This window comes from Zoogloea sp. (assembly GCF_041908905.1).
Taxonomy (GTDB): Bacteria; Pseudomonadota; Gammaproteobacteria; order Burkholderiales; family Rhodocyclaceae; genus Zoogloea.
In genome coordinates this window covers 110,821-123,251 of sequence record NZ_JAYREK010000005.1, presented here as the reverse complement: position 1 = coordinate 123,251, position 12,431 = coordinate 110,821, and the positions used below count along the sequence as shown (strand labels likewise).

7 protein-coding genes are annotated in these 12,431 nt (G+C 67.7%); 2 read left to right on the top strand and 5 right to left on the bottom strand.

All coding sequences use genetic code 11. From position 1 onward, the window contains the following. Nucleotides 1-11: 11 nt before the first annotated feature. The 4 genes from ACE3OU_RS05310 to ACE3OU_RS05295 form a co-directional block, all read right to left on the bottom strand. Nucleotides 12-1,646 (bottom strand): CTP synthase, encoded by a 1,635-nt coding sequence (locus ACE3OU_RS05310; protein ID WP_374240500.1) that lies wholly within the window; start codon nucleotides 1,644-1,646, stop codon nucleotides 12-14. A 141-nt stretch (nucleotides 1,647-1,787) separates the two neighbouring features. Beyond that, the gene (locus tag ACE3OU_RS05305; protein WP_374240499.1) at nucleotides 1,788-2,336 is read right to left on the bottom strand and encodes a hydrolase; all 549 of its coding nucleotides are present in this window, start codon (nucleotides 2,334-2,336) and stop codon (nucleotides 1,788-1,790) included. Nucleotides 2,337-2,351: 15 nt separating this feature from the next. Then, nucleotides 2,352-4,331, bottom strand: coding sequence for an acetoacetate--CoA ligase (locus ACE3OU_RS05300; protein ID WP_374240498.1), 1,980 nt, complete (start codon nucleotides 4,329-4,331; stop codon nucleotides 2,352-2,354). A 63-nt stretch (nucleotides 4,332-4,394) separates the two neighbouring features. Further along, nucleotides 4,395-4,823 carry an acyl-CoA thioesterase gene (locus ACE3OU_RS05295; RefSeq protein WP_374240497.1) on the bottom strand — a complete coding sequence of 143 codons (429 nt, stop codon included), beginning with the start codon at nucleotides 4,821-4,823 and terminating at the stop codon, nucleotides 4,395-4,397. A gap of 192 nt (nucleotides 4,824-5,015) precedes the next feature. Between ACE3OU_RS05295 and ACE3OU_RS05290 the strand changes: the two genes are divergently transcribed. Beyond that, nucleotides 5,016-6,659, top strand: a complete 1,644-nt coding sequence (locus ACE3OU_RS05290) for an electron transfer flavoprotein-ubiquinone oxidoreductase (protein WP_374240496.1) — start codon at nucleotides 5,016-5,018, stop codon at nucleotides 6,657-6,659. A 96-nt stretch (nucleotides 6,660-6,755) separates the two neighbouring features. On the opposite strand, the gene purL is transcribed toward ACE3OU_RS05290, so the two are convergent. Continuing rightward, nucleotides 6,756-10,685: a phosphoribosylformylglycinamidine synthase gene (gene purL, locus ACE3OU_RS05285; RefSeq protein ID WP_374240495.1), complete on the bottom strand. Its 3,930-nt coding sequence runs from the start codon at nucleotides 10,683-10,685 to the stop codon at nucleotides 6,756-6,758. A 258-nt stretch (nucleotides 10,686-10,943) separates the two neighbouring features. Between purL and ACE3OU_RS05280 the strand changes: the two genes are divergently transcribed. Beyond that, entirely contained in the window at nucleotides 10,944-12,353 is a 1,410-nt protein-coding gene (locus tag ACE3OU_RS05280; protein WP_374240494.1) for a diguanylate cyclase domain-containing protein, read from the top strand. Nucleotides 12,354-12,431 lie beyond the last annotated feature (78 nt).

The window sequence follows — 12,431 nt, the reverse complement described above, 5'->3', positions numbered from 1 at the left end:
GGGGATTCCTTTCAGTTGCCCTTCTGGTGGGCGAGGGCAGCTTTGACGAAGGCGGTGAAGAGCGGGTGGCCGTTACGGGGGTTGGAGGTGAACTCCGGATGGAACTGGCAGCCCACGAACCACGGGTGGACCTCGGCGGGCAGTTCGATCATCTCGCACAGGTCGGTGCCCGGCGCGCGCCCGGAGACGCGCAGGCCCTGGGCTTCGAGCTGGGCCAGCAGGGTGTTGTTGACCTCGTAGCGATGGCGGTGGCGCTCGGTGATCTCGGCGTTGCCGTAGATCTCGCGGGCCAGGGAGCCCTCGGCGAGCTTGCAGACCTGACCGCCCAGGCGCATGGTGCCGCCGAGGTCGGAGTCTTCGCCGCGCTTCTCGACCTTGCCGGAGGCGTCGTGCCATTCGGTGATCAGGCCGATGACCGGGTGGGCGGTGTGGCGATCGAACTCGGTGCTGTGGGCGCCGTTCATGCCGGCCACGTCGCGGGCGAACTCGACGACGGCGAGCTGCATGCCGAGGCAGATGCCGAGGTAAGGCACCTTGTTCTCCCGGGCGTAGCGGATCGCCGCAATCTTGCCTTCGGTGCCACGCCGGCCGAAGCCGCCGGGAACGAGGATGGCGTCCATCGTCTTGAGGGCGTCACAGCCGTTCTTCTCGATGTCCTCGGAATCCAGGTAGTGGATGTTCACCTTGCTGCGGGTGTGCATCCCGGCGTGGTTGAGGGCTTCGATGAGCGACTTGTAGGACTCGGTCAGATCGACGTACTTGCCGACAAAGGCGATGTTGAGGGTGTTCTGGGGGTTCTGCAGCGCGTCGATGAGGCGCTCCCAGATCGACAGGTCGGCCGCCTTGGCCAGGATGCCCAGCTTGTGGCAGACGATCTCGTCCAGCATCTGGTCGTGGAGCATGCCCGGGATGCGGTAGATCGAGTCGGCATCGAGACACTCGATGACGGCCTCGGGCATCACGTTGCAGAACAGGGCGATCTTGCGGCGCTCGTCGGCCGGCACGGAGCGGTCGGCCCGGCACAGCAGGATGTCGGGCTGGATGCCGATCTCGCGCAGCTCTTTCACCGAATGCTGGGTGGGCTTGGTCTTGAGCTCGCCGGCGGTCGGGATGTAGGGCAGCAGCGTAAGGTGGATGAAGCAGGTGCCCTGGCGGCCTTCTTCGATGCCCATCTGGCGGATGGCCTCGAGAAAGGGCAGCGATTCGATGTCGCCCACGGTGCCACCCACCTCGACGATCGCCACGTCGGCCCCTTCGGCGCCGCGCTTGACGTAGGTCTTGATCTCGTCGGTGATGTGGGGAATGACCTGCACGGTCTTGCCGAGATATTCGCCGCGCCGCTCCTTCTTGATCACCGCCTCGTAGATCTGGCCGGTGGTGAAGTTGTTGCGCTTGCTCATCTTGGCGCTGGTGAAGCGCTCGTAGTGGCCGAGGTCGAGGTCGGTCTCGGCACCGTCTTCGGTCACGAAGACTTCCCCATGCTGGAAGGGGCTCATCGTGCCGGGATCGACGTTGATGTAGGGATCGAGCTTGAGGTGGGTAACCTTGATTCCGCGGGATTCGAGAATCGCCCCGAGGGAGGCGGCGGCGATGCCCTTGCCCAGGGAGGACACGACACCACCGGTAACGAAGACGTATTTGGTCATGACACGGGGGACTTCTGGAAAGGGGAATGATAGCCGATTCACCCCCCTCTCTTCAACGGTGGAGCACAGCAAAGCTGCCCGCTCCGGGGCCCGACGGCCAGGCAGCGCCGCCCGCCGGGCCTCCCCCGGGCCTGCGAGAGGCTAGTTGTCCCGGATGAAATCCCGGTTGATCTCGCGGAACAGCGGGCCCGCGCTGTCGTGCAGCCACTCGAAGGCGACCATCTCGCGGGTCACGATCTCGACCCCGTGGCTGCGCATGCGGGCGAGCGCCGCGTCCTTGTCGGCCGGCTTGCGGGAGCCCACCGCATCGGCAACCAGGAAGACCTCCTTGCCCTGCCAGCGCAGGTCCAGCACCGTTTGCAGCACGCAGACGTGGGCCTCGGTGCCCACCACCACCACCTGGCGGCGCTGGTCGACTGCGGTACCGACGAGACAGCCGTCGGCGACACACGAGAAGTGGGTCTTGGTGACGAGCTGCGCATCGCCCGCGGCAGCCCGCAGCGACGCCGCGGTCGGCCCCAGGCCCTCGGGATACTGCTCGGAGACGACCACCGGCACACCCATCCGCCGCGCCACGCCGACCAGCCAGGCGCAGTTGCCGAGTACGGCTTCACCATCGGCGATCGACGGCAGCAGGCGCTCCTGCACGTCGACCACCAGCAGGCTGGAGGTTTCACGATTCATCAACATGGGTTCGATGCCTCCTCAGGACTGCAGCTCGGGCCGCGCCCGGAAGTGCTCGAGGGCCGCCGGGTTGGCCAGCGCCTCGACGTTCTTGACCGGCTCGCCATGCACCACCGCACGCACCGCCAGCTCGACGATCTTGCCGCTCTTGGTGCGCGGGATGTCCGCCACCTGCACCACCCGCGCCGGCACGTGGCGCGGCGTGGTGTTCGCGCGGATAGTGTCGCGGACGCGGGCGATCAAGGCGTCGTCGAGCACGAGCCCTTCGCGCAGCTTGACGAACAGCACCACGCGCACGTCGGCGGCCTCGCCCGGCGGCCATTGCTGGCCGATCACCAGGGACTCCACCACCTCGTCGAGGCGCTCGACCTGACGGTAGATCTCGGCGGTGCCGATGCGCACGCCGCCCGGGTTGAGGGTGGCGTCGGAGCGACCGTAGATCACGATGCCGTCATGCACAGTGATCTCGGAATAGTCGCCGTGGCACCAGATGTTGTCGAAGCGCGCGAAGTAGGCGGCCCGGTATCTGGCGCCGTCGGTGTCGTTCCAGAAACCGACCGGCATCACCGGGAAGGGACGCGTACACACCAGCTCGCCCTTCTCGCCGCGCACCGGCCGGCCGGCTTCATCGAACACATCCACCGCCATGCCGAGGCCCTTGCACTGGATCTCGCCAGGCCACACGGGCAGCGTCGGGCTGCCGAGCACGAAGCACGACACGATGTCGGTGCCGCCGGAGATCGACGACAGGCACAGATCGGCCTTGATCTCCCGATAAACGTATTCGAAGCCCTCCGGCACCAGCGGGCTGCCGGTGGAGAACATCGCCCGCAGGGCGGACAGGTCGTGGGTCGCCCGCGGACGCAGGCCGGCCTTGGCGATGCCGTCGATGAACTTGGCCGAGGTGCCGAAGTGGGTCATGCCCTCGGCCTGGGCGTAGTCGAACAGGATCGCCCCGTCGCCGATCATCGGCGAGCCATCGTAGAGCAGCAGCGTCGCGCCGGAGGCGAGGCCCGACACCAGCCAGTTCCACATCATCCAGCCGCAGGTGGTGAAGTAGAAGACCTTGTCGCCGGGCTTCACATCGCCGTGCAGGCGGTGCTCCTTGATATGCTGGAGCAGCACGCCGCCGGCTCCATGGACGATGCACTTGGGCACCCCCGTGGTGCCGGACGAGTACATGATGTAGAGCGGATGATCGAAGGGCAGCCGGGCGAACGGAATCTCGGTTTCCGCCAGGAAAGGCTTGACGAAATCCGCCAGCATGCGCGCGTGGTGCACGTGGGAGATGTCATGGTGGGCATGCACGTAAGGCACCACCACCACCCGCTTCACCGAGGGGAGGCCGTCGGTGATGGCGGCGAGGCGCTCCATGCAGTCGACGATCTTGTCGTTGTAATAATAGCCATCGACCGCCACCAGCACCTTGGGCTCGATCTGGCCGAAGCGGTCGAGCACGCCCTGCACGCCGAAGTCCGGCGAGGCCGACGAGAAGATCGCGCCGATGCTCGCCGCCGCCAGCATCACGACGATGGTCTCGGGCAGGTTGGGCATCCAGGCGGCGACCCGGTCGCCGGGCTCCACACCCATCTCCCGCAGCGCCGCCGCGAAGTGGGCCACCTGGCGGTAGAGGTCGCCATGGCTCAGCCGGTTCTTGACCCGATCCTCCCCCCAGAACACCATCGCGTCGCTGTCGTCGCGGCTGCGCAGCAGGTTCTCGGCAAAATTGAGGCGGGCCTCGGGAAACCACCGGGCGCCGGGCATCAGGTGGCCGTTCTCGAGCACCACCGAACCCATCTCGCCGCGCACCTCGCCGAGCTCCCAGATGGAAGCCCAGAACTCGGCCGGTTCATTGACGGACCAGGCGTGCAGGGCCGGATAATCGGGCAGCGCCCTGCCCCAGCGGCCCTCGGCGGAACGGGCAAAGGCGGTCATGTTGGCCGCGGCAACACGATCGCAGTCAGGCACCCACAGCGGGCGATCGGCAACGGGATAACTCATCACGCATCTCCTGGTTCTGGCGCCGACCCTCCCAGCCGGCCGCCTCGCTTCGATAACAGCCGCTCAGCATACCGCGGCGCGCACCACCTCGGGGAGCGGCACCGACTTGCCGGTCTGCGGGTTCATCCACACGACCTTGGCGCTACCCTCGGCGTAGAGGCGCTCGTCGCCCTCGATGCTCAGCTCGTACCAGGTCATGACGCTGCTGCGGCCGGGCTCGCCGCCATACATACGAATGATGACGGTTGCGGGATAATTGACGGGCATCAGGAAAGTGCATGCTGCATTGATGATCACCGGCGCGACCGCGTTGTCCGGCCGCACCACCGAGCCCATCTGCTCCAGCCACTCGACCCGCACCTGCTCCATGTAACGAAAATACACCGTGTTGTTGACGTGCCCGTAGGCATCCATGTCGCCCCAGCGGACGGACATGCGGGACGTGATCAGCAGGTGGCGGGCGCCCTCCGGGGCCTTCGCGAGTTCGGTCATCGTATTGTCTCCTCAGGGAATTTCTATTTTGGGAAGTGCAAAATTGTCAGGCCAGGGATCTGTACCGTTCAACTCGGGCAAGGTAACATACGCCACCGTATGGGGCCAACAGGTGGATTGCCCTCATTCCGGACCAGGGTTAGCCTTCACCCCAGGTCACAAAACCAATATGCGACACTCTAGGAGACATTGATGGAACGGGAATCCATGGAATTCGACGTCCTGATCGTCGGCGGCGGCCCTGCCGGCCTTGCCGCGGCGATCAGGCTGAAGCAACTGGCGGCCGAGAAGGGGCAGGATTTTTCGGTCTGCCTGATCGAGAAGGCGGCCGAAATCGGCGCCCACATCCTCTCCGGCGCCGTCATCGATCCCCGCGCCCTGAACGAACTCATCCCCGACTGGAAGGCCCTCGGCGCCCCGCTGAACACCCCCGTCACCGAAGACCGGGTGATCTTCCTCTCCGAAACCGGTGGGCGCCAGGTGCCCAACGGCCTGCTGCCCGACAGCTTCCACAACGAGGGCAACTACATCGTCCGCCTCGGCAATGTGGTCAAGTGGCTGGGTGAGCAGGCCGAAGCGATGGGCGTCGAAGTCTACCCCGGTTTTGCCGGCGCACAACTGCTGCTCGACGACAAGGGCGCCGTGGCCGGCGTCATCACCGGCGACATGGGCCTCCTGAAGGACGGCAGCCAGGGCCCCAACTTCCAGCCGGGCATGGAACTGCGCGCCCGCTACACCCTGTTCGCCGAAGGCTGCCGCGGCCACCTGGGCAAGGAGCTGGAGACCCGCTTCAACCTGCGCGATGGCGTCGACCCGCAAACCTACGGCATCGGCATCAAGGAGCTGTGGGAAATCCCCGCCGCCCAGCACGTGCCGGGCCTGGTGGTGCACACCGCCGGCTGGCCGATGGACACCGCCACCTATGGCGGCGGCTTCTGCTATCACCTCGAGGACAACCTGGTGGCGGTCGGCTTCGTGGTCGGCCTCAACTACACCAACCCCTTCCTGTCGCCCTTCGAAGAGTTCCAGCGCTACAAGACCCATCCGGAACTCCGCAAGTTCCTCGAGGGTGGCAAGCGCCTCGCCTACGGCGCCCGCGCAATCGCCGCCGGTGGCCTGCAGAGCCAGCCCAAGCTGGTCTTCCCGGGCGGCGCGCTGATCGGCGACGATGCCGGCTTCCTCAACGCCGCGCGCATCAAGGGCTCCCACGCCGCGATGAAGTCCGGCATGCTGGCCGCCGAGGCCGCCTACGAGGCCCTCGCGGCCGAGCGCAGCCAGGACGAGCTCGCCAGCTATCCGGAAGCCTTCAAGGCCAGCTGGCTGCACGCCGAGCTGCACAAGACCCGCAACTTCAAGCCCTACATGAAGAAGGGCCTGTGGCTGGGCTCCTTCCTGTTCGGCGCCGAGCAGAAGCTCTTCGGCGGCAACGTGCCCTGGACCCTGCACAACACCGCCGACCACACCGCGCTCCGCCCGGCGGCCGAATGCAGCCCGATCGAGTACCCGAAGCCCGACGGCAAGCTCACCTTCGACCGGCTGTCCTCGGTGTTCCTCTCCAACACCAACCACGAGGAAGACGAGCCCTGCCACCTGCAGCTCAAGGACGCCTCGGTGCCGATCAGCATCAACCTGGCCAGGTACGACGCCCCCGAGCAGCGCTACTGCCCGGCCGGCGTGTATGAGATCGTGCGCAGCGCCGAGGGCGACAACCCGCGCCTGCAGATCAACGCCCAGAACTGCGTGCATTGCAAGACCTGCGACATCAAGGACCCGACCCAGAACATCAACTGGGTCACCCCCCAGGGCGGCGAAGGCCCGATCTACCAGGGCATGTAAGCATCCACCCCGCCGGAGCGGCCTTCACCGCTCCGGCGGCGCCGAAAGCAAAAAGGCCGCCCCGAGGGACGGCCTTTTTTACTCAGGCGCAGCGGCTCAACCCACCCACTTGCGGGCGTTGCGGAACATCCGCATCCAGGGCGAATCCTCGCCCAGGGTATCGGGATACCAGCTCATCTGCACCGTGCGGGCGGTGCGCTCCGGGTGCGGCATCATGATGGTGAAGCGGCCATCCGGCGTGGTGAGGCCGGTGATGCCCTCGGGCGAACCGTTCGGGTTGAACGGGTAGCGGGCGGCCACGGCACCGGTGTTATCCACGTAGCGCAGGGCCACCTTGGCGTTGTCCTGGGCGTCGACGCCCTGGAACACCGCGCGACCCTCGCCGTGGGACACCACGATCGGCATCCGGCTGCCGGCCATGCCAGCGAGGAGGATGGACGGGCTGTCCTGCACCTCGACCATCACGAAGCGGGCCTCGAACTGCTCGCTGCGGTTGCGCTGGAAGCGCGGCCAGCAGTCGGCGCCCGGGATGATCTCGGCCAGGTTGGACATCATCTGGCAGCCGTTGCAGACGCCCAGCGCAAAGGTGTCGGCGCGGTGGAAGAAGGTCTCGAACTGCTCGCGCAGGCCCGGGTTGAACAGGATGGACTTGGCCCAGCCCTGCCCTGCCCCCAGCACATCACCGTAGGAGAAGCCGCCGCAGGCCGCGAGGCCCTTGAAGTCGGACAGGTGCACGCGGCCGGCCTGCAGGTCGGACATATGCACGTCGAAGGGCGCAAAGCCGGCCCGCTCGAAGGCGGCCGCCATCTCGGCCTGGGAGTTCACGCCCTGCTCGCGCAGGATCGCGATCTTCGGCCGCGCACCGGTGGCGATGAAGGGCGCCGCGATGTCTTCGGCGGCATCGAAGCTGAGCGCCACCGACAGGCCCGGGTTGGCCACGTCGGCGAGGGCCTCGAACTCTTCCTTGGCACACTCCGCGTCGTCGCGCAGGCGGGCGATCCGGTAGCTGGTCTCGGACCAGGCCTGAAGGAGCTCGGCGCGCGGGGCGCTGAACACCAGCTTGGCGTTGCGCCAGAAGCGCAGCTCGTCACGGTCGTTGGGCTCGCCGACGAAATGGTAGCTGAGGCGCGCGGCACGCAGCTGCTCGGTGAAGCGGCTGCGGTCGCTGCGGCGGATCTGGATCACGGCGCCGAGTTCTTCGGAGAACAGGGCCTTGAAGAGCATGTCGTTGAAGCGGCCCTTCAGGGAATCCGGCCGCTTGTCGAGGCCGTCCACGTCGTTCATGTATTGGTCGTAGGCGACGGTGTCGAGCATCACCGACAGGCCGCACCTGGACGCGAAGGCCATCTCGCACAGCGTGGCGAACAGACCACCGTCGGCCCTGTCGTGGTAGGCCAGGATCAGGTCTTCCTTGCGCCACTGCTGGATCAACTCGAAGAAAGCCTTGAGCTGGCCGGCGTCCACGTCCGGCGCGTGCTCGGCCACCGAGTTGTAGGCCTGGGCCAGCACCGAGCCGCCGAGGCGGTTGGCGTTGTTGCCCAGGTCGATCAGCAGCAGCTCGGTCTCGACGCCCTCGGGGAACTTGAGCTGGGGCGTGAGGGTGCGGCGCACGTCCTGCACCGGCGCGAAGGCGGTAACGATCAGCGACAGCGGCGAGACGACCTGCTTGCTCTCGCCCTCGTCGGTCCAGGCGGTGCGCATCGACAGGGAATCCTTGCCCACCGGGATCGCCAGGCCGGCCTGCTGGCAGAACTGGGACACGGCCTCGACCGTCCTGTAGAGCTTGACGTCCTCGCCCCGGTGGCCGGCGGCGGCCATCCAGTTGGCGGACAGCTTGACGTCGCCCAGGCTGCGGATGTCAGCCGCGGCGATGTTGGTGATCGCCTCGCCGATGGCCATGCGGCCGGAAGCCGGCGCATCGAGGGTGGCGAGCGGCGTGCGCTCGCCCATCGCGAAGGCCTCGCCGAGGTAGCCGTGGAAGCTCATGGTGGTGACGGCCACGTCGGCCACCGGCACCTGCCACGGGCCGACCATCTGGTCACGGGCGGTCATGCCGCCCACCGAGCGGTCGCCGATGGTGATCAGGAAGTTCTTGCTGGCCACCGCGGGCATCGCCAGCACGCGCCTGCAGGCGTCGGCCAGCTCGATGTCGGTGACGTCGAAGGGCGGCACGAAGACCTGGCGGCTGGAGACGTTGCGGGTCATCTTCGGCGGCTTGCCGAGGAGCACCTGCATTTCCATGTCGACGGCGTTGTTGCCGAAATGGCGATCGGAGACCACCAGCCGGCCGTCGTTGGATGCCGTGCCGACCACCGCGAAGGGGCAGCGCTCGCGCTCGCAGATGGCGCGGAAGACCTCGAGGTTCTCGGGCGCGATCGCCAGGACGTAGCGCTCCTGGGATTCGTTGGACCAGATCTCCCGCGGGCTCATGCCCGGCTCCTCGATGTGCACCTCACGCAGCTCGAAGTGGGCGCCCAGCTCGGCGGAGTCGGCCAGTTCGGGGAAGGCGTTGGAGAGACCGCCGGCGCCCACGTCGTGGATCGCCAGGATCGGGTTGGCGGCGCCCTTCTGCCAGCAGGCGTCGATGACCTCCTGGCAACGGCGCTCGATCTCGGGGTTGCCGCGCTGCACCGACGCGAAGTCGAGGTCGGCGGTGTTGGTGCCGGTCGCCATGGAAGACGCGGCGCCGCCGCCAAGGCCGATCAGCATGCCCGGGCCACCCAGCTGGATCATCAGCGTGCCGGGGCCGAACTTGGCCTTGAAGGACTGCTCGGCCTGGATGCTGCCGAGGCCGCCGGCGATCATGATCGGCTTGTGGTAGCCGCGCACCTCGTCCTGCACGCTCTGCTCGAAGCTGCGGAAGTAGCCGGCCAGGTTGGGACGGCCGAATTCGTTGTTGAAGGCGGCGGCGCCGAGGGGGCCTTCGATCATGATGTCGAGGGCCGAGGCGATGCGCTCGGGCTTGCCGTAGTGCTTCTCCCAGGGCTGCTCGAAGCCGGGGATCTCGAGGTTGGACACCGAGAAGCCGGCCAGGCCCGCCTTGGGCTTGGAGCCGCGACCGGTGGCGCCCTCGTCGCGGATCTCGCCGCCGGAGCCGGTGGAGGCGCCCGGGAAGGGGGAGATCGCGGTGGGGTGGTTGTGGGTCTCGACCTTGGCGAGGATGTGGGTGAGCTCGTTGCGGAAGCGCCACGCGCCGTCGGCGTCCGGGTAGAGCTTGTCCACCGCCGCGCCCTCGATCACCGAGGCGTTGTCGGAGTAGGCCACCACGGTGCCCTCCGGGTGGGCCTTGTGGGTCTCGCGGATCATGCCGAAGAGGGTCTTCTCCATCGGGCGGCCGTCGATGATCCAGTCGGCGTTGAAGATCTTGTGGCGGCAGTGCTCGGAGTTCGCCTGGGCGAACATCATCAGTTCAACGTCGGTGGGGTTGCGGCCCATCCGCGTGAAGTTGTCCACCAGGTAGTCGATCTCGTCTTCGGAGAGGGCCAGGCCCAGCTCGGTGTTGGCGATGACCAGCGCGTCGCGGCCCTGCTCGATGATCGCCACCGTGGTGAGCGGCTGCGGGCTGTAGTGGTGGAACAGCGCGTGGGCGGCGTCGGCGTTGTCGAGCACCGACTCGGTCATGCGGTCGTGAAGGAGCGGCAGCACCGCGTCGCGGCCATCGGCGTCGAGGCCGCCACGCAGGTCAAGGCTGAAGGCCAGGCCACGCTCGATGCGGACGATCTTGTCGAAGCCGCACTGGTGGGCGATGTCGGTGGCCTTCGACGACCACGGCGAGATCGTGCCCAGCCGCGGGGTGACCACCAGCACGCTGCCGACCGGGGCATCGCCCTCCGGATGGGCACCGAGGAGATCCACCAGGCGCGCCTGCTCTTCGGCGGACAGCGGGGCATTGACCTCCACGAAATACCAGTGCTCGGCGGCCAGGCCCTTGAGGCGTGGCAGGGCGGCCCTGACCTGGTCGGTCAGGCGGGCAAGACGGGAACTGGAAAAGGCGGGCGCACCGCGCAGCTTGAGGATTTCGGACATGGCAAGGATGGGCGCGAAGTTGAAAGCGGCCCGGCGCGGGCTGGCAACCCGGGCGGCCGGACACGTCGAAGACCCCGGATTATACCCGAGCCCCACGCCGCCTCCGACCTCCGATTGCATCCGTCGGCACGGGCGGCGGCGACGCCGGCCGGCCCGCTCCGGAGGACGACTGCCCGTTTCGGGTCACGCAACACGAACGGCTTAGGACAAATGTATGCGATAATTCACATTCTATAACCTCGAACCACCCGACCGCCGATGCAGCCCGTCCGAGCCGCCCTCCTCTCGTCGCGCATATTCTGGGCCATCACCCTGGTCTTCTGCGCCCTCGAGGCGGCGATCCTCGCCACGGCCCTCGACTACAGCACCGAAGAAGACCGGCTGGCCACCCAGCTCGCGGTCACCCACCAGGCCTCCGGCGTCGCCTGGCGCCTCACCTCCACCACCGTCGCCGCCGAAGCGGAGCCGCAGCTGGCGTGGCTGGAATCCATCCTCGAGGGCCTCAACCGCGGCGGTCCGGTCAATACCCTCGACAACACCCTCATCCAGCTGGAGCCGGTCAGGTCGCCCGAGGCACGCCAGACCCTTACCGACGCCATCGCGCGCCTCGGCAGCGCCACCCGGCTCCACGGCGCGATGCCCGGCTCCGACCTCGTCCGTGAAGAGATCCGCGGCCTGGTGCCTTCCTTCGCCCAGCTCGGCGCCCACCTCGCCGCCCAGCGCAACGAGTCCGGACGACTGGCCGCGCTGCTCGTCGGGCTGGCCCTCGTATCCACCACCGGCGGCTTCATCGCCGCCGGGCTGCTGCTGCTCCGCCAGTCCCGGCGGCTCGAGCGTTCCGGCCGGCTGCTGCGCTCGATGATGAACCAGATCGGCGCCGGGGTCTGCATCATCGGCAGCACCGACAAGATCGCCGACGCCAACCGCGCCGCCTGCCGCATGCTCGGCCGCCCGCGGCGCGAACTGCGCGGCAAGCGCATCGAGGACATCCTCACCGAAAAGGAAGGCGTGTGGGTCGGAGAGCGCCCCGACGGCATGCCGCTGGCGATCGAGCGCATCCCCGGCACCATCGAGAGCGAACGCGGCCCGCTGCGCATCCTCACGCTCCTCGACGTCACCGCCCGCCACCTCACCGCCGAATGCCTGCAGCACCTGGCCAACCACGACCCGCTCACCGGCCTGCCCAACCGCGGCTACCTGGAAGGCCGCTTCAAGCAGGAGCTCACCCGCTGCCGCAAGGACGGCGTGATCCTCGGTGTCGCGGCCCTCGACCTCGACGGCTTCAAGCCGGTCAACGACACCTACGGCCACGCGGTGGGCGACGCACTGCTCGTGCAGATCGCCCAGCGTCTGAGCGCGGCCCTGCGCCTCTCGGACGTGATCGCCCGTGTCGGCGGCGACGAGTTCATCGGCCTGTTCCCGGACGTGGGCAACCGGGACAGCCTGACCTTCCTGGGCGAGCGTCTGCTCGGCGTGTTCGACACGCCCTTCGAGGTGATGGGCCACACCCTCAGCCTGAGCTGCAGCATCGGGCTGGTGGTCGCACCCACCGACGGCGACGACCAGGACAGCCTCCTGAAGGCGGCCGACGACGCCATGTACCGGGCCAAGCAGGCCGGCAAGCGGCGCATCCACCTCGCCGCGATCGGCGGCGACCGGGTCGCCTGAAGCGCAGCCGCGGCGGTTTTTCCGCGGCCACGACGAAACCGCGCGATCGGGTAAAATGCCGGGTTTTCCTGCCACAGC

Coding starts and splice junctions, on each gene's coding strand:
- ACE3OU_RS05310 (WP_374240500.1), bottom strand. CDS start 1,646: ATGACCAAATACGTCTTCGTTACCGGTGGTGTCGTGTCCTCCCTGGGC.
- ACE3OU_RS05305 (WP_374240499.1), bottom strand. CDS start 2,336: ATGTTGATGAATCGTGAAACCTCCAGCCTGCTGGTGGTCGACGTGCAG.
- ACE3OU_RS05300 (WP_374240498.1), bottom strand. CDS start 4,331: ATGAGTTATCCCGTTGCCGATCGCCCGCTGTGGGTGCCTGACTGCGAT.
- ACE3OU_RS05295 (WP_374240497.1), bottom strand. CDS start 4,823: ATGACCGAACTCGCGAAGGCCCCGGAGGGCGCCCGCCACCTGCTGATC.
- ACE3OU_RS05290 (WP_374240496.1), top strand. CDS start 5,016: ATGGAACGGGAATCCATGGAATTCGACGTCCTGATCGTCGGCGGCGGC.
- purL (WP_374240495.1), bottom strand. CDS start 10,685: ATGTCCGAAATCCTCAAGCTGCGCGGTGCGCCCGCCTTTTCCAGTTCC.
- ACE3OU_RS05280 (WP_374240494.1), top strand. CDS start 10,944: ATGCAGCCCGTCCGAGCCGCCCTCCTCTCGTCGCGCATATTCTGGGCC.